The sequence below is a fragment of the Buttiauxella sp. genome (assembly GCF_035271705.1).
Classification (GTDB): domain Bacteria; phylum Pseudomonadota; class Gammaproteobacteria; order Enterobacterales; family Enterobacteriaceae; genus Buttiauxella.
Genome location: NZ_DATERI010000050.1, coordinates 1 through 25,631 on the forward strand (window position 1 = coordinate 1; position 25,631 = coordinate 25,631).

General features: G+C 50.1%; 19 protein-coding genes. 11 read left to right on the top strand and 8 right to left on the bottom strand.

Annotation, left to right across the window (positions count from 1 at the left end):
* The 3 genes from VJY99_RS03755 to VJY99_RS03765 form a co-directional block, all read left to right on the top strand.
* Positions 1-718, top strand: a 718-nt coding sequence (locus VJY99_RS03755; RefSeq protein WP_324116452.1) for an SrfA family protein, incomplete at its 5' end; no start/stop codon positions are given.
* A gap of 3 nt (positions 719-721) precedes the next feature.
* Positions 722-3,694, top strand: coding sequence for a virulence factor SrfB (locus tag VJY99_RS03760; protein WP_324116453.1), 2,973 nt, complete (start codon positions 722-724; stop codon positions 3,692-3,694).
* On the top strand, positions 3,691-5,841 hold the full coding sequence (locus VJY99_RS03765; protein ID WP_324116454.1) for a virulence factor SrfC family protein: 2,151 nt from the start codon (positions 3,691-3,693) through the stop codon (positions 5,839-5,841). Before VJY99_RS03760 ends, VJY99_RS03765 begins: the two co-directional genes overlap by 4 nt.
* A 53-nt stretch (positions 5,842-5,894) precedes the next feature.
* Here VJY99_RS03765 and VJY99_RS03770 read toward each other — a convergent pair whose 3' ends face one another.
* A complete protein-coding gene (locus VJY99_RS03770) occupies positions 5,895-6,860 on the bottom strand; it encodes an NmrA/HSCARG family protein (protein WP_324116455.1) in 966 nt (321 codons plus the stop codon).
* A gap of 97 nt (positions 6,861-6,957) precedes the next feature.
* On the opposite strand from VJY99_RS03770, the gene VJY99_RS03775 reads away from it, so the two are divergent.
* Entirely contained in the window at positions 6,958-7,860 is a 903-nt protein-coding gene (locus VJY99_RS03775; RefSeq protein WP_324116456.1) for a LysR family transcriptional regulator, read from the top strand.
* Between the two features lie 404 nt (positions 7,861-8,264).
* Positions 8,265-9,995 (top strand): ABC-F family ATP-binding cassette domain-containing protein, encoded by a 1,731-nt coding sequence (locus tag VJY99_RS03780; RefSeq protein WP_324116457.1) that lies wholly within the window; start codon positions 8,265-8,267, stop codon positions 9,993-9,995.
* 16 nt (positions 9,996-10,011) lie between these two features.
* Here VJY99_RS03780 and VJY99_RS03785 read toward each other — a convergent pair whose 3' ends face one another.
* The gene (locus VJY99_RS03785; protein ID WP_324116458.1) at positions 10,012-11,703 is read right to left on the bottom strand and encodes a methyl-accepting chemotaxis protein; all 1,692 of its coding nucleotides are present in this window, start codon (positions 11,701-11,703) and stop codon (positions 10,012-10,014) included.
* Positions 11,704-11,952: 249 nt separating this feature from the next.
* Here VJY99_RS03785 and VJY99_RS03790 point away from each other — a divergent pair, with 249 nt between their 5' ends.
* The 5 genes from VJY99_RS03790 (at position 11,953) to VJY99_RS03810 (ending at position 18,828) form a co-directional block, all read left to right on the top strand.
* Positions 11,953-14,250 carry an FdhF/YdeP family oxidoreductase gene (locus tag VJY99_RS03790; protein WP_324116459.1) on the top strand — a complete coding sequence of 766 codons (2,298 nt, stop codon included), beginning with the start codon at positions 11,953-11,955 and terminating at the stop codon, positions 14,248-14,250.
* A gap of 420 nt (positions 14,251-14,670) precedes the next feature.
* Positions 14,671-15,900, top strand: a complete 1,230-nt coding sequence (locus VJY99_RS03795; protein WP_324116460.1) for a sensor histidine kinase — start codon at positions 14,671-14,673, stop codon at positions 15,898-15,900.
* A 17-nt stretch (positions 15,901-15,917) separates the two neighbouring features.
* Positions 15,918-16,970: a response regulator transcription factor gene (locus VJY99_RS03800; protein ID WP_324116461.1), complete on the top strand. Its 1,053-nt coding sequence runs from the start codon at positions 15,918-15,920 to the stop codon at positions 16,968-16,970.
* Between the two features lie 144 nt (positions 16,971-17,114).
* Complete coding sequence (gene metK / locus VJY99_RS03805) at positions 17,115-18,317, top strand: methionine adenosyltransferase (RefSeq protein ID WP_324116462.1); 1,203 nt, start codon at positions 17,115-17,117, stop codon at positions 18,315-18,317.
* Positions 18,289-18,828 carry a BMC domain-containing protein gene (locus VJY99_RS03810; protein ID WP_324116463.1) on the top strand — a complete coding sequence of 180 codons (540 nt, stop codon included), beginning with the start codon at positions 18,289-18,291 and terminating at the stop codon, positions 18,826-18,828. The genes metK and VJY99_RS03810 overlap by 29 nt, the downstream gene beginning before the upstream one ends.
* A gap of 77 nt (positions 18,829-18,905) precedes the next feature.
* Here the strand turns inward: VJY99_RS03810 and VJY99_RS03815 are convergent, their stop codons facing one another.
* Positions 18,906-19,376 (bottom strand): SRPBCC family protein, encoded by a 471-nt coding sequence (locus VJY99_RS03815; protein WP_324116464.1) that lies wholly within the window; start codon positions 19,374-19,376, stop codon positions 18,906-18,908.
* 14 nt (positions 19,377-19,390) lie between these two features.
* Entirely contained in the window at positions 19,391-20,065 is a 675-nt protein-coding gene (locus VJY99_RS03820) for a DUF1571 domain-containing protein (RefSeq protein ID WP_414641569.1), read from the bottom strand.
* A 332-nt stretch (positions 20,066-20,397) separates the two neighbouring features.
* On the opposite strand from VJY99_RS03820, the gene VJY99_RS03825 reads away from it, so the two are divergent.
* Entirely contained in the window at positions 20,398-20,661 is a 264-nt protein-coding gene (locus VJY99_RS03825) for a YdgH/BhsA/McbA-like domain containing protein (protein WP_324116467.1), read from the top strand.
* Positions 20,662-20,817: 156 nt separating this feature from the next.
* On the opposite strand, the gene VJY99_RS03830 is transcribed toward VJY99_RS03825, so the two are convergent.
* The 4 genes from VJY99_RS03830 to VJY99_RS03845 form a co-directional block, all read right to left on the bottom strand.
* On the bottom strand, positions 20,818-21,627 hold the full coding sequence (locus tag VJY99_RS03830) for an MIP/aquaporin family protein (RefSeq protein WP_324116469.1): 810 nt from the start codon (positions 21,625-21,627) through the stop codon (positions 20,818-20,820).
* Positions 21,628-21,689: 62 nt separating this feature from the next.
* Positions 21,690-22,607 carry a glycyl-radical enzyme activating protein gene (locus tag VJY99_RS03835; RefSeq protein WP_324116471.1) on the bottom strand — a complete coding sequence of 306 codons (918 nt, stop codon included), beginning with the start codon at positions 22,605-22,607 and terminating at the stop codon, positions 21,690-21,692.
* Positions 22,608-22,706: 99 nt separating this feature from the next.
* Positions 22,707-25,244: a glycyl radical diol dehydratase GrpM gene (gene grpM / locus VJY99_RS03840; RefSeq protein ID WP_324116472.1), complete on the bottom strand. Its 2,538-nt coding sequence runs from the start codon at positions 25,242-25,244 to the stop codon at positions 22,707-22,709.
* Positions 25,245-25,321: 77 nt separating this feature from the next.
* The gene (locus VJY99_RS03845; RefSeq protein ID WP_324116474.1) at positions 25,322-25,621 is read right to left on the bottom strand and encodes a BMC domain-containing protein; all 300 of its coding nucleotides are present in this window, start codon (positions 25,619-25,621) and stop codon (positions 25,322-25,324) included.
* Between the last annotated feature and the right edge of the window lie 10 nt (positions 25,622-25,631).

A 25,631-nucleotide genomic window follows, 5' to 3' on the forward strand; every position in this document is an offset into this window, starting at 1 on the left:
GGTGCTACCGGTGGCGGCCGCCATTGTCGCCTGCATCGCCGCACCACTCACTTATTATTGGGTATCGGCACCCCACGCAGAACCTTTAGAAAAGGTAGCGGAGGTTGTTAAACCGAAGGATATCGCACCTAAGGTGATTCAGGCTGAACCTGTTGCTAAGGTTTCAACACTGCCTGTTTCAACTCAACCTGTTTCAACACTGGCTGTTCCAACACCACCTGTGCCAACACCACCCGATTCAACACTGCCCGTCAGCCAGGCCGCAGTAGTAGAAGTGCCACCTCCAGTGCCAGAACCTGCGGTGGCAGTGACTCCGCCGCCTGCTGTCATCCCTAAAGGTGCACTGCTTTTACCGTCTGATGCATTAAAACGCGGCTCCACCAAATTTTTTAACGGTAACTGGCGTGCGGCAATTAGCGTTAAAGATTCGATTACCGGCAAACCGCCAACGCTGCATTATAAAATTGCCAATAACAAAGGCACTGTGCGCCTGGTACATGGCGACAACATTGTGTGCAAAGCGGAAGTGTTTTCTGGGTTGATGCAGTCCGGCACGTTGATGATCAAAACCCGTGGCTACGCACGTTGTAACGATGATTCGCGTTACCCGCTGCCGGAAGTTTCCTGTACTGCTGGCCCGAATGATGTCGCTGAGTGCACCGGGCGCTACGAGGGCGACACTGTGGTCCCTGTGACGTTTAAAAAAGTGAGTAATTAATCCATGTTTGCCACTCTGTATCCCTATAAACCGAGCGTGACGCTCATTAAAGACAGCGGCATTCAGTTTCTGGATTTCGGCCTTGCCCCGCAGCCAAACGCCCCACACACCGGGCGCTTTGTGCGTAAAACGGCGAATGGCCCGCTGCTGCGCCTTGATTATGATGTTTTGCCTGGCAAATTTACCCTACCCGGCGCTCAGGGAGCGGCTCCCGAAGTCGTCAAACCTGAAAGCACCATTACGCTCGGTCATTCACTGAAACTGCTGGATAAAACCTGGCTACCGCTACCTTTCATGCGCTTTAATCCGCCGCGTACCTTTGTTGGCGGGCCGGATAACTGGGCGCGAGTGCAAATTCGCTGCCTTGAAACGCCAGACTCCGCAGGCAACACAGTGCGTATTACCGTGGCGCTGGATACCAAAATCCTTGCTGACGACAACCCTGCAGCGCATCTGGCTCCGACACAAAACGATGTGCGAAACGGCGCACGCTTTGCACTGGCCTGGCACAACGACGAAATTAACGATTTTATCGACCAGACCTGGGTCGATGGCTGGCTGCGCGAAGTTTTCACGCAGTTTGTTACCAGACATGAATCCCGCAGCGAGAGCGAAATCAGTCATGCTCTGAAAAACTTCGAGTATCAGGCGCATTACCTCAATATTATCGAAATGCTCGGTGCTCAGCTTTCAGTGCCGGAAGTGAAAATTGTCACCGCGACCCTGCAATCCCCTGCGATCCCGGTGGATCTGGTGCTGGACGTCGGTAACACTCACACTTGCGGCGTATTGATTGAAGACCATGGCGAAGCAAACGACGGCCTGCGCCAGACCGCCGAGCTGCAAATCCGCTCGCTTAGCGAACCGCAAATCATCAATGAAGCGATGTTCACCAGTCGCCTCGAGTTTTCTGAAGCCAAATTTGGCAAACAACATTTTTCGGTTGAAAGTGGCCGCGATGATGCGTTTGTCTGGCCGTCGATTGCCCGTGTCGGTGATGAAGCACGCAGTATGGCTTCCGCTCGTTTAGGCACCGATGGCGCCAGCGGTATTTCCAGCCCGCGCCGCTACTTGTGGGATGAAACCCCGGCCAACCAGGACTGGCGCTTCAGTCAAATGGGGGTGAAAACTCAGCGCGAGCCACTGGCAACCGCTTATCCCTTGATGAACCTGATGAATGATGACGGGCAGCCGCTCTATTCGCTGCCGTTAGATGAACGCCTGCCGGTATTTTCCCCGCAATACAGTCGCAGTTCGTTGATGTCCTTAATGCTGTGCGAACTGCTGGCGCAGGCGTTGATGCAAATCAACAGCGTCGGCTCGCGCCAGAGCATGGGCCATCTCAATGCACCACGTCAGTTGCGCCATTTGATCCTCACGCTGCCTTCTGCGATGCCGAAACAAGAGCGTGAAATTTTCCGCCTGCGTATGCAAGAAGCGGTTGGCCTGGTGTGGAAAGCGATGGAATGGCACCCGACTGATGACGGCTTTAGCAATGACCGGGATTTCCAAAAAAGCGTGGTTCCGGTGCCCGACGTGCAGATGGAATGGGATGAAGCCACCTGTGGGCAACTGGTGTGGTTATATAACGAAGCGCTGGTCAACTATGCCGGACAGAGCGGTAACTTCTTCCAAAGCCTGGCCCGCCCTGACCGTAAATTAGCCGCAGATGAACTCCCGGGTAAAACGCTGCGTGTGGCTTCCATTGATATTGGCGGCGGCACCACAGATATGGCCATCACGCAATATCATCTGGATGATGGCGTCGGCAGCAATGTGAAAATCACCCCGCGTTTGCTGTTCCGCGAAGGCTTTAAAGTGGCGGGTGACGACATTCTGCTGGATGTTATTCAGCGTTGCGTGCTGCCCGCGCTACAGGCGCAAATTCATCAGGCGGGTGTGGCGGATACCACAGGATTAATGACCACGCTGTTTGGTGAGTCCGGACGCATGGATACCCGTGGCACGCTGCGCCAGCAAACCGCGCTGCAACTGTTTATTCCACTCGGCCACGCGGTGTTGTCGTGCTGGGAAAATAGCGACCCTGATGACCGCCACGCTATGCTTGAAGCGACCTTTGGCGAGCTGTTAACCCAGCGCCCAACGGATAACGTGATTAACTATGTACAACAGGCGGTGCAGCACGCATTGCCAGCCGACGCCCCGGCGTTTGATTTGTTTAGCGTGCCGCTACACGTTGAGTTGGCTGAATTGCAGGAAGCGATGCTGGCAGGTCACTTTACGCTGACCGCCCCGCTGCAAGCGCTGTGTGAAGTCATCAACCATTACTGTTGCGATGTGCTGCTGGTCACCGGGCGACCGGGTTGCTTGCCTGGTGTTCAGGCATTATTGCGTTACCAACAACCGGTGCCGGTAAACCGTATCGTCTGGCTAGATAACTATCAAACGCATGAATGGTATCCGTTCAGCCAGCAAGGCCGCATCGGCAATCCGAAATCCACCGCCGCCGTCGGTGCGATGTTGTGCAGCCTGGCCATGGATTTACGTCTGCCAGGCTTCAACTTTAAAGCGTCCGATATTCAGGCTTATTCCACAGTGAAATATCTGGGGATGCTGGATGGCAACAATACGCTGGTTGAGAAAAACGTCTGGTATCGCGATATCGATCTCGACGATCCAAAATCCACGCTCGATACGCGCCTGCATTTCCCTCTGCGTGGCAACGCGTGCCTGGGGTTCCGCCAGCTTGATGATGCTCGCTGGCCCGCCACACCGCTGTACACTCTCGCGATCAATTCACCTCAACTGGCGAAGTCTATCGCTGGCGAAGGCGTGCTGAATGTGCGTTTACAGCAAACCCGTGAAGCCGACGCCTTTGTCCTGGCGGAGGCGTGGTTACAAGATGGCAGTAAAGTGCCACTCAACCAATTAAGTTTTAAATTGAATACGTTGGCAGGAAGCTATAGCGGTGCCAGCCATTACTGGATTGACAGCGGGAGCGTGTATCAAAAATGAATTCAACAACCTCAACGCTGCAACAGTTAGTGGATTGGGTACAGCAGACTCGTCTGTCGGTTCCGTTAGTGGATAACGAAGCCGATGGGCTATTGCAAAAAATGGCCGCCCTTCAACAGCGCCAGAACCAACTGGACTTACAGGTGGAGCAGCCACTCACCATCGGCTTATATGGCCACTCGGTCGCGGGTAAACATCATCTGCTGACCACACTGCTGGGCGGTGATCAGCAACACATGCAGCACGAACGCATTGAGATTTCGCTCGGCGGGAAGGTGTTAGATTATCTGACACACATTAACCCCGGCCATGCACCCAGCGTTGCCGTACGTTTTACGCATCGTGAATTAACGGTGACGGAGCATTACCCGTTGCTGCTGACACTGGTTAGCGCCAGCGAACTTGCCCAGCGCATGATTCGCCAGTATCACACCGACTCATCTGCACGTTTTGCGCAGCCTGAGGTTATCGCCGCAAAACTTAAAGAGCTACAGGCCAGGCGGCTGGCACAACCGACAACGGGCATCACACCGCTTCAACTGTCTGATATTGCGCAGACTTATCATCAAGTCGTGCGCCGCCAGTATCATCTGGATAATGCGCTCTGGCAGCAAATGGCCGAGCTGTTGCCGTGGTTGAGTACTGCCGACCAGGTTGCGTTACTGGCACCGCTTTGGGGTGACAACGTCACACAGTCCACTCGTTGGCAGCAACTTGCCGAAATGCTGAATCATTTGGGTAATGCCCGCCAGGTTTTGGCGCCTGCCAATTTGTTAGTGGACACCTTCTTGCTGCCGGTTGAAGGGTTCTTGTTCCCAACCACACCTGAGGAGCAGGAAATCAACGCTGATGTACTGGTGTGCCCGCTGTTCAATCACGAAATCGGCACTCAGGTGAGCCTCGCTCAACTTGATTTGCAGCAACTGTGCGCTGAAATCACCCTGACGCTTAACTATCCACCGAAGCTGGCGCAGGTCGATGTGGTGGATATTCCCCTCCTGCAACTCGACGATTACGCCCAATATCTGCAACCCGATAAATTAGTGGTGTGCAATGCCGCATCCGAGCGTCGTGAAGTGAACGCTGCAGGTAAAATGCTGGCGCGTTGGGTCGATAAAACCCAGCCCCAAAACGCCACGACTCCGGGTTTGATTTGGGCGATTACACCGAGGGATGCACGTTTTAGCGGCGCTAACCTGGATGAAGGTGTGCAACGTGTCATCGGCCTGCCGGGGAAACGTTGGGGCACACTGCAAGCCCTCGACAGCCGCAATATGCACCGTTTGCTAGACTGGCTAACGGACGCGCTGGTTCCCGCTCAACGTACGCTTCGTATTCAAATGTTACAGACCGCGTTAAATAAGCAAATCAACGCCCTGTTCGCGCATATTATCGAAGGTGCAAACCTGACTCCAGAGAGTGCGCGGGCGCAAGCAGAAGGCCTGGTGCGTACGTTGCAATCCCGCGCTGCCATTCATGGCGAACTGCTCGCCAGCCTGCTGCCCGAGCGCCATACATTGCAAAAAAGCTGGTTGAGCCATCAGCAGTTACGTAAACAACAACCCGCCAGTTTTAGCCTTGATATCGACCTGTTCGCCGACGAAGAGAGCAATCCAGCACAAACAAGCGGCCTCGACAGCTTTGCAAGTGTGGTGCACTCGCTGTGGATTAACCATTTGCGTCAGTTGGCGACACGTCGGGAAATCGCTCATCTTTCCGGGCTCGATAATACTCAGCTCCAGGCACTGTGCCAGTTGCTGATTGTCACCAGTTATCGGCTGAAATTATCTGAGCAACTCGACACGGCGTTGCGTCATGGGGATGGCAGCATGGCGCAGGAAATCACCTGCGTCAGCGCAGTGTTGGGCGATTTTGTCAGTTGGTTAGGTTACGCGCCTATTGAACCGGCGTTGCGCCCGGCAAGCCGTGTCAATAAAGGCTCACCGGTATTTACCCCACAAGCCCAGGCAACCGCCAGCACACGTTTAGTGCGCTTAGGCGACCAACCTGCTCGCGGCAATACACTGTATGTCTACGACTGGTTGGTTGCGCTGTATACCCGTGCGCTGGAAAACATCGGTTATCGCCACCCGCTGGATGTGAGTGACGCGCAAAGAGCGAAGCTAATCGCCATCCTTGGGGATTAATCGGGCAGAAGTGATTCTGGGTGAGGGAGTTTAATCTCACCCAGAATCACGATTCAAACACCGAAAGAATGCCCTTGCCCCTGCCATCCAGTGGTTTGCAAGAATTGCTCCCAGGTTAACGCGTTCGGATTGATTTGCCGGCTCCACAGCAGGTCGCGGTCTTTACGGTAGTAACCGTACTCAACGGCGTACTCAGCCATACTAACAACTTCCTCCACCAACCCGCCCATGTCAGCAAATGCAGGGAAATGTTGAAGTATTTCTTTGCGAGTAAATGCCGAGCTGTAGACGGCTTTTTTCCCGGTGACGCGGCTAAAGGTTTCAACTATCTCTTTGGGCGAAAGGAACTCTCCGATTACCGGTAGAGAAAGACCCGCGTATTTATCCTGATTATCAAAAATTTCCAGCACTGCCGGGCCGGTTGCGGTTAGCGGGTCAACAAACGGGGCGCGAAAATCTTCTGGCAAATAGATGGGGAAAACTAAACGGTCGCCTTCTTGTTGCGGCTGGTAATACTCAATCAAGTTGGTATAGAAAAATGCCATGTAGATGAATGAACTGGTGATGGGCAGCGTACGAATGTAGTCCTCAACCCGTCCCTTGTCGGTAAAGTGCGGAACCCATTTCGCGCCGTCGGTAATACGGTCGACGTTTTCCAGACTGGTGAAAACAAGATGCTTCACACCCGCTTCAACGGCGGCATCAGCAATTTCCATTCCTAGCTGAGTTTCGTGTGTTTGCGCGTTAACCGCTTCGGGCGTAATACCTGGCGTCATCATAAATACACCGTGCGCGCCCTTGAATGCCTGAATGAAATCCTGTTTATGTCCAGGCTCCAGCGGCACATTACTAAACTCCGCACCGAGTTTTGCCAGTTCCTGTGCTTCCGGGGAATCCATCCGGCGGGTTAATGCCCGCACCCGATAACGCTGGCTTTCCAGCAAAGTGCGCACCACGCTGCGCCCCTGTTTGCTTAGTGCGCCAACCACGGTGATAAGCGGTTTTTGATTCGATGACATGGCCTTTCTCCTGATGATACTTCAGTGTGTGACTTGAATTATCAGGAGAACTAAGGGATAAGTGAAATCGATTGTTTTTTACTAAGGAATCCACCAAATGGATACCACACGCCTCGATTTAAACCTGCTGCTCACACTTGAAGCCTTACTGGCGGAACAAAATGTCACTAAAGCCGCGGTAAGGCTTCATCTCAGCCAGCCTGCCGTGAGCGCCCAACTCAACCGCCTGCGGGATATGTTTGATGATCCGCTACTGATCCCAGCAAGACGCGGCATGACGCCGACGGCCAAGGCGCTGGAGTTAATTGTTCCGGTACGCGAGTCACTGGAAAAACTGCGGCAAACGCTGCAATCACATAAAGACTTTCACCCTGAACGGGCTATTCTGACGGTCACGATTAGCTGTACCGATTACACTCAGGCGGCGATTGTGATGCCACTGGTGCTTGCACTGCGGCATAAGGCCCCAGGTGTGCGCATCGCCGTTCGTCACTATAATCTTGCCCAGTTTGAACAACAGTTGGCGAGTGGCGAAGTCGATATCACCATTGCCTCGCACGACGCCACTCACGCGCATCTCAGAACATGCCACTTATATGACGAAACGTATGTGCTGATTGGACGGCGCGATCACCCTGCTCTGAAAGAAAATCTGTCTATCGAAGAGTTTGTGCAACTGGAGCATGTGATTGTTTCGCCCAGTGGCGGCAGCTTTACCACTCCGATAGATGACGCGCTGGCGACATTCGGCCACAAACGTAATGTCGTGATGTCGGCAGCGACATTTTTGTTCGTTCCACAAATTGTCTCAATAAGCGACCTTGTCGCGCTGGTTCCACGGCGGTTATTACAGGTAAAGTCAGAGCAACTCGCAGTTGTTGACTTGCCTTGGCTTGCAGAACGTTTTGATTTAAGCCTGATGTGGCATGAACGCAGCCATTCGCATGCCGGACATCGTTGGGTTCGCGAGTTGATTGCTGAAATGATTTCCCCCACTTAAGTCACAGCCCAAAAATCAGTAGCTGGAGTTTATTACCCTTTTCTGCCAGGATTTCCCCATTCATAAACCAACTGAATATATAAGGAGGAACCCATGCTGCTGTTTCGTGAAATTTTATTTATTTCACATACACTTGGTGATTGCCATAGCTCAAGCGTTATCGATATCGCACTGCGATAATCCGGCTTGAGCGAAGACAAATTATTCCCAAAATAATTCGAGTTTTAGGCAGGCGACAAGAGAACGCATCCCTACGAGCTTACTTAAGTAAGTGATTAGGGTGAGTGAGCGCAGCCAACGCACCAACAACTTGAAGTATGAAGGGAATTCCCTCGGGCTTACCGGGTTATCGTCGGCCACATCTGACGAGGCGTCTTTGCGCCTGTAACTCTTGAGTAAGCACAATGAGCACATTATTAACCGCACAATCTCTTCATCTTGATACCGCGTTTGGCCCACTGCTGGCTGATATCAGCTTTACGCTGAAAAAAGGTGATCGCCTGGGTTTAATTGGCCACAACGGCTGCGGCAAAAGTACCCTTCTGAAACTTCTCGATGGCACGATTTTGCCCAATGCTGGCAGAGTAACGCGTGCGTATCACTGCCTGTTGGCGCGTGTCGAACAGCATCTCCCTGACGATTTGCACACACTGACGCTGCTGGATGCGGTGATGGCACGGTTAAGCGAGGCGCAGCAGCATACCGATGTCTGGCGTGCGCAGGCCCTTCTTGCCAGTATGGGTTTTGCTGAAACTGCGTGGCAACTCACTGCTGGAACCTTAAGTGGCGGGCAACATACGCGTTTATTACTGGCACGTGCGTTGATAACGCAGCCAGATCTGTTGCTACTGGATGAACCCAGTAACCACCTCGATTTGCCGACATTGCTGTGGCTGGAGCAGTTTTTACGCGATTGGAATGGCAGCTTTGTGCTGGTTTCCCACGATCAACATCTGTTGGATAGTGTCACCAACGGCACGTGGATCTTGCGCGACCAGCGGCTGAGTTTCTTCCAGTTACCCTGCACTGCTGCACGCGTGGCTCTGGCCGAGCGTGACCGTACCGACGCGCACCGCCATCAAGCGGAGCAAAAGGAAATAGACCGTATTGCCACCAGTGCCAAGCGCCTCGCCATTTGGGGGCGGGTCTACGATAACGAAGACCTGGCTCGCAAAGCCAAGCAAATGGAAAAGCGCGTCGACAAATTAAAAGACAGCCAGACCGAACTGAGTGCAGCGAATCTGTGGCAACTGATACTAAAAGGTGAAGCGTTACCGGCAGACCGTTTGCTGGAAATAGAAAACCTGGCCGTCAGCCCCGCACCTGATTGCCCACCGCTGTTTAACCTGCCCGTACAGCGCCTGAAAAGTGGTGATCGGGTAGCAATAATTGGCCGCAACGGTTGTGGTAAATCGTCGTTGTTGCGCCTGCTGTGGCAGCATTACCAGCAACCGCAGAGTGACGATGTGATTCGCCTGCATCCTCGCGTTGAGATGGGTTATTACGACCAAACACTGCACCAGTTACATGACAATGACACGCTGCTCGAAGCGCTTGAACCTTTTGCGCCTTTAACCGAGAGTTATCGCAAAATGGCGTTAATCAGTGCTGGTTTTGCGTGGCTACGCCACGGGCAAACGGTCAGCACCTTAAGCGGTGGCGAACGCTCCAGGCTGTTATTTGTTGGCCTGACGCTGGCACGTTATTCGTTACTGTTGCTTGATGAGCCGACCAACCATCTGGATATGGAAGGTAAGGAAGCGCTGGCCGAAACACTGCAAAGTTACGAAGGCGGCGTGTTGCTGGTGACGCATGACCGGACGTTAATCACGAAAAGCTGTAACCGCTTCTGGCTGATTGATGATGGCGAACTTAGCGAGTGGCACTCTTTGGATGGGCTGTACGCGCAACTAACGAGTGAATATACAAACGTTACGTTGTCACCATCAAAGCCTATGTTGCAAAGCGTGGTGGCAAGCCATACGCAAGCAGATAGCTGGCTGGAGCGTTTGGTCGAACTTGAAGAGAAGCTGGCGCAGGATTTATCGCGCAAGCCGAGCCATCAGAAACCGGCTTTGCAACAGCAATGGCGCAAGGAGATAGCCGCACTTAATGTGCGGCTGGATATGGAGTAAGCGTGAGTCTAAGCGGTTAAAATGTCGCCCAGTTATCATCATCGTTCACCGGAGTGCGTGAAACGAGTGAAGATTTTTGTGGCATAACTTTCTTAGCTGCCACACTTTTTTGCTGGCTGTTTAAACGGAAAATACCCACCGCTGCGGTTAAACGAGCCGCTTGATCCTCAAGGGAGGATGCCGCCGCAGACGCTTCTTCAACCAACGAAGCGTTCTGCTGCGTCACATTATCCATCTCGTTGATGGCAATACTCACTTGCTCAATACCACGGCTTTGCTCATCCGACGCTGCCGCAATTTCTTGCATAATATCGGTTACGCGACGCACTGCGCTGACGATCCCCGTCATGGTTTCCCCGGCATGGGCAACCTGACTTGAACCGCTATCAACCAGCGATACCGATTCGCTGATAAGCCCTTCAATTTCTTTTGCCGCTTGTGCACTACGTTGTGCCAGCGAGCGCACCTCGGTTGCTACCACCGCAAAGCCGCGCCCTTGTTCACCGGCACGCGCAGCTTCTACCGCCGCATTGAGCGCCAGAATATTGGTCTGGAAGGCGATGCTGTTAATGACTGCCGTTATCTCAGAAATCTTCTTCGAACTGGACGAGATATTGTTCATGGTGCTGACCACACCCGAAACAATGCGCCCGCCATCACTGGCTTTTTGTGACGCTTCTTCAGCCAGTTTGGTCGCATGATGAGCGTTATCTGCGTTCTGTTTCACGGTCGCCGTTAACTGTTCCATGCTGGCTGCCGTTTCTTCAAGTGCGGCCACTTGTTGCTCGGTACGTGCAGACAAATCGGTGTTTCCGGCAGAAATCTCGCTGGTGCCTTGATAAATCGCCTCGGCCCCTGAACGCACCTCACCGACGGTATTGACCAGTGAAGCCTGCATTTCTTGTAGGTTGTGATTAAGTTTACCGATTTCGCTGCGGCCATTGGCTACCAGCGCCAGGGTTAAATCCCCTTGTGCGATATGCTCGATGCGCGTTGCCGCCTGTTGTAGCGGTTGAACGACCACACGACGCAGCACGATAAAGGTGAAAGCGGTCATCAGAATGGCCAGCGCAAATGCGCCTACCATCAGCATCACACTCAAATGCGAGCGCGTCTGAGCCTGTTCCTTAAGCGTATTAGCACGTTCGGTACGGATCTGCGCGGCTTGCACTAAGGCCTTGTTGTAGTCCGCATCAAGCTGACGCGCTACTTCGTTTTCATGGTTGATGATGGCTTCAAACATGCCGTTTTTGGCATATTTCATCATCGGCTGCATGCCTTTTGTCAGATAGTCATTGAAGTGTGTGCGCAATTGGTTATCCAGAGCATCACCTTCTTCAACTTTGTCCGCACGTGCCATGTAAATGTCGATACCGGATTGCGATCGCTTAATCAGCCTGCCAGCTTCAGCAATATACAACTTCATTTCGTCCATGTCGGCCACGCGCCCTGCCGCACCCGCATGAATGATGTTTAAACGCGCACTGCGCAGATCGGTTGAGCTGTCTGAAAGCCCGATGCGCACCTGAATTTCGTTAGTGACGTCTTGCAACGCTTTGTCACTTTGCACCAAAAAGTAGCTCGCCAGCCCAACGCACAATGCGAACAGCACTAAAATCCCAATAAGAATTGAACTAAATAGCGGCATCAAACGAATGTGATGCCAGAAACGAACAGTCCCCTGTGGGGTGATTTGGGTCTTTGACATGTCCTTACCTTTGTTTCTCTTTAGTTAAAGGATATTGCTGTAGGAAGGTCATCGGCCTTGAGAAACAAAAGGTTGAATGCAAAGTTGCCGTTTTGTGGTGCAGTTAACAAATTGATGCCAAAAAGATAACCAGATCACACTCCATTGTGAAATTAACCGGACTTACAGAGAGTTTAAAGAGGAGTAAACTATTTGTAATGATTAACGGCGTAGCCACGTGCGGTCGACCCAAGGATACAGACAGGTAATATGAAATTTAAATCTGCGATTAAACCCTATCAGGCAGCGGCCGGTGGTTGGGGTTCACTTGAAGCCACTACTCGCTTTGTTATTGATAGTAAACATGCCTTAAAAAACCTGCGTAACCTGATGCGCATGAACAAAGCCAAAGGGTTTGACTGCCCAGGATGCGCGTGGGGTGATGATAACAAGAGTACCTTTAGCTTCTGCGAGAACGGCGCAAAAGCGGTAACGTGGGAAGCGACTCGCCGCTTTATTGATAATGCGTTTTTTGCCCAGCACAGCGTCAGTAAACTCTACCAACAAAGCGATTATTTCCTTGAGTATCAAGGACGACTCACTGAACCGTTGTGTTACAACCCGCAAACTGATCATTACGAAGCGATAAGCTGGGATGATGCGCTGACGTTAATCGCCCAACATATCAATGCGCTGGAAAATCCTGACCAGATGGAGTTGTATACCTCCGGGCGCGCCAGTAACGAAGCCTCTTATCTGTATCAACTTTTTGGCCGTATGGTCGGGACGAACAACTTCCCTGATTGCTCAAATATGTGTCACGAAGCCAGCGGCAGCGGCCTGAAGCGCAGTATCGGCGTCGGTAAAGGCACCATTCATCTCAATGACTTTGATAAAGCCAATGCGATCTTCGTGTTTGGCCAAAACCCGGGTACCAACCATCCACGCATGCTGCACAGCTTGCGTCACGCCGCAGAAAACGGCGCGCAAACCGTCACCTTTAATACCCTGCGTGAGCGCGGCCTTGAGCGTTTTTCGGATCCACAAAAGCCGTTAGAAGTAGTGACGCCACTGGCAGGAAACATCAGTACGTATTATTACCAGCCGAATTTGGGCGGTGATATGGCGGCGATTCGCGGCATGGCGAAAGCGTTACTGGAAACACATCGTCAGCAACGGGCAGAGGGCAAAGCGGGCATTTTCGACCAACGCTTTATTGATGAAAACACCCATGGCGCCGATGCATGGTTTGCTGAAATCGACAACACCCATTGGGCGCACATTACCCAGCAGTCAGGTTTGAGCGAACAGCAAATACGCGAGGCCGCCGCCGTCTGGCAGCAGGCCGAGCGCGTGATTTGCACCTGGGCGATGGGGATAACACAGCATAAGCATTCGCTCAATACGGTGCGTGAAATCGTTAACCTGCAACTGCTGGGCGGCCATTTGGGTAAAGCGGGAGCCGGACTTTGCCCGGTTCGCGGCCACAGCAATGTACAGGGCAATCGCACCATGGGCATTGATGAAAAACCCTCAGCGGCGATGCTCGATAGCCTGGCGGCACATTTTGCTTTCGAACCCCCACGCACGAAAGGCCACAACACCGTGGAAGCGCTTGCCGCTATGTTGCGTAATGAAGTTAAAGTGCTGATTGCGCTGGGCGGGAATCTTGCGGCAGCAGCACCAGACAGCCCGCGCACCGAGCAAGCCTTGCAGCGCTGCGGCCTGACGGTATATATCAGCACCAAACTTAACCGCAGCCATTTGGTACCCGGTAAAGCGGCACTGATTTTGCCAACCCTTGGGCGCACCGAAGAAGATATGCAGGCCAGCGGGCGGCAGTTCATCACCGTCGAAGATTCATTCAGCATGGTGCACGCCTCCGAAGGGATCGGCAAACCGATTGCTCTCACTCAGCGTTCAGAAACAGCCATTGTTGCCGGCATTGCTGCAGCAGTTTTGGGGCGTGAAAAACTAGACTGGCGGGCCCTGGCCGATGACTACAATTTAATCCGCGACCACATTGCCGCCACCCTTCCCGGTTTTAAAGACTTCAACCAGCAATGCGAAACACCCGGAGGCTTTTACCTGGGTAATGCGGCGGCAGAATTGCGCTTTAATACACCCTCGGGTAAAGCCGAATTCAGCGCAGCACCCCTGCCGGAGTCGCTGTTTGGTGAATTAACCGCGCCGTTCATGCTGCAAACTTTGCGCTCCCATGACCAATACAACACCACCATTTATGGGTTAGACGATCGTTACCGTGGCGTTTATGGGCAACGGGAAGTGTTATTTATTAATGCAGAAGATCTGACCGCGTTGGAGTTACACGACGGCGATTTAGTGGATATTGAAACCGTCTGGAATGATGGAATTACCCGTAAAGTCAGCGGATTCAAAATCGTGCCGTACAATATTCCACGTGGCAATCTGGCGGCGTATTACCCCGAAACGAACCCATTGGTTCCACTGACCAGCGTCGGTGACGGTACAGGGACGCCAACATCAAAATCTGTCCCGGTAAAAATCAACCGTACCGTTGCGGTGGCAGATAATCGCATCGCTTAAAAAGCAAAAACCTTTGGTCGGGTAACACAGCGCTTACCCGACTAACACACCCTTCCTGGTTACGCCGGTAAAAAAAGGCCGGCTTATGGCCTCTCCGCCCTGCTCGCCGTGGGTATGCTGGTGACTACATCATTGCTTATGCGTTGCCAGACGCGAAATAAGTGAAACTAGATGAAACAATAGCGGGATGCATTTTGCACCTGCTTTTATTTGAAAGCGTCTGCCCGTTAATTATTATATTGGCGTTGTGAATTTAGTTCAGTCAGAAATAAATTAATTGATCTTAATTAACATTAGATTAGTGATGTTAACACATAATTTGAAGTATTCTTGCTGTGTGTGACCCGATTCAATCTTTAACTGGAATCTTTAGTGTATCTTTTTGACCGTTATAGATTATGCATGCAGTCGGAAACCAAAATGAATAACAAATATAAATTACAAGAATTTCTTGATGTAGATCGTCTTCAGACATTACAGGATAATTTTAGTAAATCGATGATGATTGCGCTTGTTGTCGTCGATCAGGATGGCATCCCCGTTACCAGCCCAAGTGGGTTCTCCGACTTTTGCGCACATTCACGCCTTAACCCGACCCTCGCCAAGTATTGCCATGAAAGCGATAACGCAGGTGGACGAGCCGCGATGGAGTCCCTTAAACCTGTGGTTTATCGCTGCTATTGCGGGTTTGTGGAATTCGCCGTTCCAATAATGATTAATGACCATTATCTCGGTGCTTTTATTTCCGGCCAGGTGAAAGTTGAGGAAGAAAAAGAACAAACTATTCCTTATATTTTGAATCACAATCAGATTTGGCGTGAAAACCAACAGCTAATTAATTTACACGAAAGCGCAAAAAGAATGCCGTATGATCGTTTTGAATCGACGGCATCGACATTGTTACATGTCTCTTCGTATTTAGTTGAGCAGGCACATGCAAATAACATCCAGCGCGAGTTACGTAAAAAAGATCTTGAGTTAACTGACGAGCTGAGAAAACGTGTTGAAATTGAACGTTCATTACATGAAGCAGAATTCAAAGCACTCTCGTACCAAATTAACCCGCACTTTTTATTTAACGTTTTAAATACCATTGGCCGCCTTGCCTATCTGGAAGATGCGCAACGTACCGAAACCATGGTTCACGATTTTTCTGACATGATGCGTTACTTATTACGCAAAAATAACCATGGTTTGATTACCATGAATCATGAGATTAGTTACGTTAAAAGTTATATGTCGATACAAAAAGTCAGGATGAGTGACCGCTTTGATTATGAGTGTGACATTCCTGAAAAGTATCTTAGTGTCGTTTGCCCGTTTTTGATCCTGCAGCCACTGGTAGAGAATTTCTTTAATTATGTGGTCGAACCGCGCGACACCAGCAGTTTCTTGCAGATTCGAGCGAAGGACGATGGACACGATGTCATTCTTGAAGTGACCGACAATGGTGATGGCATTTCACAACAAAATATCGCTAACATTTTATCGGGCGATCAAAATCGCCAGAAAGGCAGTATCGGTATTAACAATATTCAAAATCGTCTTCGTTTGTTATTTGGTGAAAGTTATGGGTTGGAAATTATCAGTGCGCATCAACCCGCAATGGGCACCACCATCAAACTACGATTCCCTATGCTACCAGCCTGATAACAAGGAGAGTAAGCATGTTTAACATTGTGATTGTAGAAGATGAACTGATTGAGTCGGAGGCGCTACGCCGCATCATTTCACGTTGTGTGGATAATGCCGTGATTCATGAGGCCGCTACCGGAAAAAAAGCGATTCATCTTATTGATACTTTAGAACGTATCGATATGATTTTTGTCGATATAAACATCCCCTTACCCAATGGCAATCAGGTAATTGAATATCTGAAAAGCAAAAATAATGACACCAAAGTTATTGTCACTACCGCGAACGATGATTTTGATATCGTACGCAGTATGATAAACCTGAAAGTCGACGACTATTTGCTCAAACCGGTAAAACAAAGCATCCTGACCGATACCATCAAGAAGATACTTGATGTTAATGAAGCCGATGTTGCGGCGCTGAAAGAATTAAAACAAACCATGATTGGCCTGATTGAAAGCTGCGATTACGCACAGTGGCACAGCTTTTTATTTAAAAGGCTGGATGATGCCTGCACGCGAAAAGCAATCGCTTCCGATCAGCGTAAAGCCGTAACGGACATTCTGGAGTTATTAAACCAGTATATTGCGACTCAGGGTGAAAAGTTGTTGCCTACCGGGAAAAAGGTCACAGCATTAATTAATGATATTACCCAACACGGTTTAACTGACACTGGATATTATCGAACAATGACCAGCTTGATGACCATCAGTGAAGACGTGTTTGACCAGGCATTAAAAAAATATAATGGCAATATGGATTTCACCGATCGGGCTAAGTTCCACATTGAGAAAAATGTGCTTAAAAACCTGACGCTGGATGATATCGCGACCAAATCTTTCGTCAGCGCATGTTATTTAAGCCGTGCGTTTAAGAAAAATATCGGTGCGGGTTTCTCAAATTACATTGCGAATCGCAAAATCAGCATCGCAAAATCACTGCTGCAATTCAGTAATTTAAAGGTCAATACTATCGCGCTGGAGTTATCTTACCAGGATGCGAATTATTTCTGCCGTATCTTTAAAAAAGAGACCGGTGTGGCCCCTTCTGACTACCGCAAAATCGTCTCGCCGGAATTGCATTAATTGCCGCCCTGCTCGCCTTTGCTATCTTGCACAAGGCGCGCCGGGTAAGGCAAGAAAGTCCACTATGCCAACAAGATAGTTTACTGCTGTTAGCGGGTTTGCCTTCTAAGATAGGCAAACCCTTATCTTCACAGTGGTATGCCTTTGGACGATTATCTGTTTACCTCTGAATCGGTGGCTGAAGGGCACCCGGACAAAATGGCCGACCAGATTGCGGATGCGATTCTGGACGCGTATTTGCTCCAGGACCCTTGGTCAAAAGTCGCCTGCGAATGCATGGTGAAAACCGGTATCGCCATTGTTGCCGGTGAAGTTGCTTCTACTGCCGTGGTTGATATTGAGTCCATTGTTCGCAGCACGATTAAAGCCATTGGCTACGATCATTCCGATCTCGGTTATGACGGCAGCACTTGCGGCGTGCTGAATATCCTCGGTAAACAATCGACAGATATTGCCCGCGGTATCGCGGGCGCGACACCGGATTCCCTTGGCGCGGGTGACCAGGGAATTACCTTTGGATTCGCCTGCAACGAAACACCGGAAGCCATGCCAGCCACGCTGGTTTATGCACATCGTTTAATGGCGCGACAAGCGATGCTGCGCAAATCCAAACGTCTTCCTTTCTTGCTTCCTGATGCCAAAAGCCAGGTTACGCTGCGTTATTGCAACAGTCACATACAGTCGGCTGACACTATCGTAGTTTCTACACAACACTGCCCTGATATCTCACTCGAGCAACTACGGGAAGCGGTTATCGAGGAAATTGTGAAGCCCGTGATACCGGCTCATCTGATAACAGCGGATACCCGCTTTCTGATTAACCCCGCCGGACGGTTTGTCATTGGTGGCCCCGTGGGAGATTGCGGCCTGACGGGCAGGAAAATTATTGTCGATACCTACGGCGGTGCCGCTTGCCACGGTGGTGGTGCCTTCTCAGGTAAAGACCCCTCAAAAGTTGACCGTTCAGCGGCATACGCTGCGCGCTATGTAGCAAAAAATATTGTGGCCGCGGGTCTCGCGACACGCTGTGAAGTCCAACTGGCATGGGCAATCGGCCTTCCTCGGCCAGTATCGATTCGAATTAATACTTTTGGCAGCGGCAAACTTGCTGCCAAAACCCTTCAGGAACTGGTGACTCGTCATTTTGATCTCAGTGTTTACGGCATTATTCAGACGCTGGATCTACTGGTTCCCCGCTATCGTCAAACCGCCTGCTACGGCCATTTTGGCCGGGATATTTTCCCATGGGAGAAAACGGATAAAGCAGCGGCTCTGCGCGCCGAAGCGCAACATCATGAACATTTAACAGGAGAAGATTATGTCCGGGCAGAGTTTAGGTTTGATTGAAACCGTTGGGCTTGCAGCGGCGATTGAAGCCGCTGACGCCGCAATGAAATCCGCCAATGTCCAGTTGGTGGGTTATGAACTGACAAAAGGTGGCGGTATGGTTACCGTCAAATTTGAAGGTGAAGTGGGTGCGATAAACGCAGCGGTTGCCGCAGGTGTCGCAGCGGCCAGCAAAGTGAACCAGGTTTTTGCGTATCGGGTCATCGCGCGTACCGCAGACTATATCGACAAGATCATTCATTCCGCTGAAACCGTTGGCCTTGATCCTGTACCTGAGCCCGTGCTGGAACCGGTAAAGGTCGAAGAAGTCGCTCCTGTGGCAAGCCTTGAAATCCCGGTGGTGGTGATTGAGGAGAGTGATTCCGGTTTATCCTGTATGGATAGCCCTGAAGTCCTGGTGGTGACGCCTGCTGAAACTCCGGAGTTTGCTTTTGCTGAAGAGGCCCAGCCTGCAACTGCACAACCCGAAAGTAAAAAAGGCTCACGCCCAGGAAATAATAAAAAACGCTAGCGCCGGTTGACGTTTTGCAGACCCGCAGGGTGATTGATGTTCATACACCCATCACCCTGCGGGTCTGCTTTTCCCCATCAATACACTTCGACACGTGTCCCTAATTTGCGGGCCAAACCTTTTGCTCCATCGCGCATCACCATATGGTGGTTCCAACGGAAAACAGGTGCTGCCAGCGGGGCGAGGTAGTTCATCCAGCGGGTGTTAGTCCGGATATTCCAATCATACCTGACGATAGTCTCCACCCCATTTTGAGTAAAAGACCACACTCCCCGCCCTTCAACCTCACCACTGGCTTCCCCTTCCAAAAGGTAATAAGGCGCAATATTTAATACATGGATATCAAAGGTGATTCGATACGGGAGCACACCTTTCCAGGTATAACGATGCAAGGCACCAATCCCCTGAATATCACCTTTCTTTAACTCAATAATCTGCTCCAGACTTCCCCACCATTCGGGCCACAGATCTGGATGGGACAAAATATCCCATACCTCCTGTAGAGAAGCCTCGACCCGCCAGATGGTAGAAAACGCATAGTCAGCCATAGAGCAAGGCTCCATTAAGGGGCGAAAAAATCAGGGGGAAAATGCTTATTGATAACCATGGCTTCCATGAAGACGGTTTCCAACATTTTGCCATGTAGTGCGTAACTGATCACTTTGGTGGGAAATCCCGTTTGCTTATCTAACCAAATATCAAATTGATGAACGGCATCGACTGTCTTTCCTGCGGGGCCGACCACGGTTAAATGTAATGTCGATTTCCCCATGATTTTCTCTTCACCGAGGGTGGTGGTCCCCTCATGTTGCAGGCTACGGATATTCTTCAGCAGAACACCAAAGTCTGCCTGGTCCACCCGATGACCATTAGCATCTTTTATCAATGAATCTGTGGGTGCCAGGTTCAGAACCGGAAATGTTCCCACGCCGAATGGCCACAACTTAACTTTGCCATTGACCGGATTATAAATTAGGGCGGCACCGGAATGGGGCTGGGTAAAATCCATCCGTACATATCCAGGTTTACGATAGCTGTAACGGATGATTTTAGTTTCATCCTGAGGTGACACGGAACGCACCCTAACCTGGTAAGTTTGGAGCTGTTCAAAATGTTGCAGGGCGAGAAGAAGGGGATCAGTCTTTGTTGAATTCTGCGAAAAAGAGGATGCCCCAGCACTATTGTCCGCGGCGAACACAGTGTCGTTAACGCTAAAGATAAGTAATGCTGCAAGCATTACTGCAAAAGAGACTAAGTGGCTAATGATCGTCTCCTTCATTGTTATGGCCGGTAAACGAGTTATTCCAGTGTCATTATTAGTATGTCCGATAATATCGAAACGTGTAGGGTTCGTTTAAACGGATACTTACAATTGATTCTCGTGGTTATTGGCTTTTCTCAGGGCGACTTACCGCACCGTCATGCCGCATGGACAGTGGCTTTCTAACAGGGTCGTCATATCCGACGCGCATTAATTTTGAATCTAATCTACCCAACTCCCCCTTTCAACACCCATAACACCTACACTTTAGATGGTTAGTCCGTATTTCAGCTTATGAGGATGTGATGATGAAAAAATTGTTGTATTTTTCTGCGGTAGTCACCCTTGCAGCACTCCCTTTAATAACTCAGGCCGCACCAGCCGAGGAGTTACCACACGGGACTTCACTAAAGCAGGAGATAGGCTCAATTTCAGCAAAGGGTAGCACCCTTGATGAGTTGAACGCCAAGCTGAGTGCCGAAGCATCTCAAGAAGGCGCATCAGCCTATACGGTCACTTCTGCTATAGGAAATAACGAGGGCGTGTACGGAACTGCAACCCTCTACAAATAACCTTTGAAAACCATGCTGAACGGTCACGTCATTCTGCTTCAGTTTGTCGTATAAAAAAGCCAGCAGAGGGTCTGCTGGCTTTTTATTGCTGTGAAGCAAAGCTGGAAACTACACAGAAAACTATACAGATAACTACACAGAAGACTGTACAGATAACTACAGTTTAGTCTCTTCGAGCTTACGGATATTGCACGGTAAATTTCTGGCGATACATAAGCGATAGATTGCTGCACCCAGACAAGCACCGATGACAGGCGCGATGATAGGCACGAGGAAGTAAGGAATATCGCGACCGCCGGTCATTGAAATCTCGCCCCAACCTGCAAAGAAGGTGAACAATTTTGGACCGAAATCACGGGCAGGGTTCATGGCAAACCCGGTTAACGGTGCAGTAGCCGCACCGATGACTGCCACCAGAATACCAATCAATAGTGGGCCTAATGGGCCACGTGGTACACCGTTACCATCATCCGTCAGCGCCATAATCAATCCCATCAGCATTGAAGTGATGACTATCTCAACAAATCCTGCTTGCCATACGCTAATTGCTGGTGACGGGAAGGTACTGAAGATACTGGCGAGTTGCAGACTTTCCGCGCTGCCTCGCACCATGTTGTGCGCCGCTTCAAAGTCGGTGAATAAATTGTGATAGAGCATATAGGCAAGCATTGCTCCACCAAACGCTCCAGCAATTTGTGCAATGCTGTAAGGGATAACTTTGTGACGCGGGAAGGCGGCAAACAGCCATAATGCGATGGTAACCGCCGGATTAAGGTGCGCACCGGAAATCCCTGCTGTTAAGTAGACCGCCAATGAAATGGCCAGCCCCCAAACAATACAAATTTCCCACAAACCAAAACTTGCGCCAGCGACTTTTACTGCCGCCAGACAGCTGATACCAAAAAACATAAACAATCCTGTACCGAGAAATTCAGCAGTACATTGCGCTCTGAGTGTGTCGTTCATAGGGTTATCCTGCTTGTGATTATTGTGATACTTGTGATTGATAAGGTGTCTATTTATTAAAATTATCCGCCAATCTGACAATTAAAACCCAATGACTCAATTTCATTTTTTAATAGAGTCATTTTACTTTCAGTCATTCCCTGAGTATCGCCCATCGGGTAAATGCGCCCTACAAGGCTATATTTATTTTCACCATATGTGTGATAAGGCAATAAATGAATCGTGTCGACGTTCAGCATTAATCGGGCAAATTCCCCAATGCTACGAATCTCTTCTGGGTTGTCGTTAACGCCCGGAATAACCGGAATACGAACGATGACCTTGGTAAGGAAAGAAATCCTGATGAGATTCTCCAGAATACGCCGGTTGTCTACACCGGTATTGTCCAGATGCACTGCGGGATTAATCGCTTTGATGTCAGTCAGCGCCAGATCGATATACGGGAATACCTGATCAATCACCTCAGGTGTAGTGAAGCCCGTGGTTTCAATCGCGGTATGCCAGCCCTTTTCTTTGCATGCTTTCAGTAATTCACGAGCAAACTCAGGCTGGGCCAGAGGTTCGCCACCAGATAGCGTAATGCCACCGCCTGACCGCCGATAGAGGTTTTCCTCTTTTTGCAATTCACGCATGACATCCGCAACCGTCATACGTTTACCTTTCATTTCCAGTGCTTGCGTCGGGCAGACTTCAGTACATTTCCCACACTGAATACAGGCGGAGCGATCAATAAAATACGGATTAGTGACTGATAAAGCACGCTGCGGGCAAACATCCACACATTTACCACAGCGAATACAGTCGTTCTTTTTAAAGATTAATTCAGGCTGCGGACGTTGTGATTCTGGATTACTACACCATTTACAAGATAATGGGCACCCTTTAAAAAAAGGAATAGTGCGAATACCAGGGCCGTCATGTAAAGAATAGCGCTGAATATTAAATAGCACGCCTTCCATTTCGTAATCGACTTTATTCATAGCTTCGCTCGCAATCACCGCAGAAAATGACTCATGCGGCGCATAAAATTTGTATATAGGCCATGTGAAACAACATGGCCTATGTAGTGACGCTATTAATTACAACTGCTGTTCAGTACGGCTAATGATGTCATCCTGAACTTCCTTCGCCAGCACGACCCACTGTGCGCTATACCCGGCTACACGCACCACTAGATCCTGATACTGTTGCGGGTTTTTCTGCGCTTCAATCAAGAGGTTGCGGTCAATGACGTTAAACTGAACGTGCATCCCTTTCTTGTCGAAGTAGTTTCTTACCAGGCCGCTGAAATGGCGTAAACCATTTTCCCCTGCGAGTGATGACGGCAGGAACTTCTGGTTGTAAAGCGTACCGTTGGAAGCAATAAAGTGGTCAAGTTTTGCCACAGAGTTTGCCGCAGCAGTTGGGCCAAGCGTATCTTTACCTTGACGAGGAGAAACCCCATCCGCCAGTGGTTCTTTCGCCAGGCGACCATCCGGAAGTGCACTAACATCTTTACCAAACAGAACGTTAGCTGATACCGGATAGATACCTGCCTGGAACTGACCGCCACGCGGGTTGGTGTACTTCTCAACTTCCTGGCAATAAATCAGCGCGCAGCGACGGGCAACATAGTCGACTTCGTCAATGTCATTACCGAAGCAAGGTGTATTTTCCAGAATATGGCGAATCTCTTCAAAGCGTGAGCGATTACCGGCCGCAACAGGAGTCGACGTCCCACTTGAAAGCTGACGGTAAACTTCACTTTTAATCGCCGATGGGTCGAGAGAACCATGGCTATCAATAATGCGTTTCACGATGTCATAAACATCTTGCTCACCCAAAGACGATTTAGCCGGTACGCTACCCACTTGATGCCCAAAGTTGGCATCCAGCGCCCCTTTCAGCTCATTGAGGGTCACTTTGCTGTCTTCAAATACCTGTTTCTGGATGGCGTAAACTGAGTCACCGGTATCCGCGATACCAAATGCCTGAGGACCGGTGAAGTTGTAGATTGCCCCACCTTCCTGCAATGATTTACCCCGTCCGATACAGTCATCTACCAGCGCCGACAAGAAGGGTAATGGGCAACGCTCACCGTGAGCGATATCGACACTGTTACACGCCTCAACCAGTTGGCGAACAAAGTACGCCATCTGTGCTGTGAAGGCGGTATAGAAATCTTCGATGCTGGTGTACTGGGTCATTTCACCCGTGACTGGGCCCAGTTGTTTGTTAGCAGTGCGGCCGTTGTTGAGGGTTATCTCCAACACTTTTGCCACGTTAAAGAACGCTGCATCGTGCCAGCCTTCTGTGCGATGTGGAGCCTGCGGTTCAACGCAACCGATAATGCAGTAATCACGCGCATCACGCAGCGATACGCCACGGTTCTGCAGTGACGGAATAATGACTTCATCGTTGTACATCGCCGGAACACCCAGTCCCAGGCGTACCAGTTCACAAGCACGATAGAGAAACTCATCAGGCGAACCTTGCCAGACTCGAATCGAGAATGAAGGTTGCGGTAAACGAACATGCGCAGTCGCTTCCATACACATGTAGCTCAATGCGTTAGTGGCATCCAGCCCATCTTCTGTCTGGCCGCCGACGCACAAGTTCTGGAACACCGCGTAGCCTGCAAATGCTTGAGCTGACACTTCATCACGGGTTTTGTTGATGTCGTTAAGCTTGATCCAGCAGCAGTCCACCAACTCCTGAGCAAAATCTTGGGAGATAGCCTTGTCTGCCACCAGGTATGGGTACATGTACTGGTCATAACGCCCTGGGGAGATGGAGTGGCCGCTAGACTCAATTTGCAGCATGCTCTGGATGAACCAGAAGGTCTGGCAGGCTTCCCAGAAGGTCGTTGCGCCATATTCAGGCACACGAGTACAGTTTTGTGCGATTTGTTCCAGCTCGCGTTTACGCGTCGGGTTGCTTTCCTGCTGCGCAAGGCGTGTCGCTTCTTGTGCATAACGATGAGCAAAATTAATCGCTGCGTTATAACTGATAATCACTGCGCGATAGAACTGTTCTTTCTTGATGTATCCTGGTTCGCTACGATCAAGCGCTTCCATTGCGCGAGTGACTTCATTAATAATGCCGCGAAAACCGATTTTCAGCACCTTGCCGTAATCTACACTTACGTGGCCCACGCCGCCGTAGAAGTAGTTACCTACGGTGAAAACGCCACCTGCCATGCTTTCTTTGGTACTTTCTGACATATAAGAAGCTGCCAGCGAACTGGTTGTTTTACCTGGCCAGTATTTAAATGCTTCATGCAGATCTTGAGCTGTCTTTTTAGGAATAATAAAAGGATCCGCAACACGGTGTTCCATGGTGTCGAATTCTTTTTCCACCCAGTCATAAGAAAACTCAGGGCAGATTTCAGTTGAGCGTGGATTAATTGTTACCGCACCCACAATAAGTTCATCAGCACGAATCGTTACCGGTAATTCGTTAAATATTTTTTCAACCACTTTTGCGCGGCGCATAATCGCAGGCAATTGTTCACTTTCTTTATAAGCCTCGGTAGCCAGCACTGCACGCTCTGATTCCACATATGGGGTAGCATGCAAAATCATATTTTTTAGTCTGACAACACGATCGGTTGGATTAGAAAAACCTTTCTCTAACATAAAATACTCCCGGAATTAATTATTTAACCTTGCGAGTTATAAACTGCGATCTGTAATAGATTCTTAATTACGAATTATCAGAATGTATTAAAGTCGTCCTCTATTAATCGCATGGCTTCATTGACTGATGACACCTCGCCAAATATAGCGAGCGTTGTAACATGTTGCGGGCAACTGCCATGAATCTCCGATACCACCACGTTCGCACTTTTACTTGCGACGTCTGCAAAGAAGTAGAGATCGGGTACAGGCAACATCACGAGTCCAATTGCATCGATACGAATCAAGTCCAACCGTGAACGAAACTCTCCAGGCATCCGGCGTTTCAGCATGGCTAACGTATCCGGTGTCGGTGCATTTATGATGCGTTTCTTCATTCCCCGATCT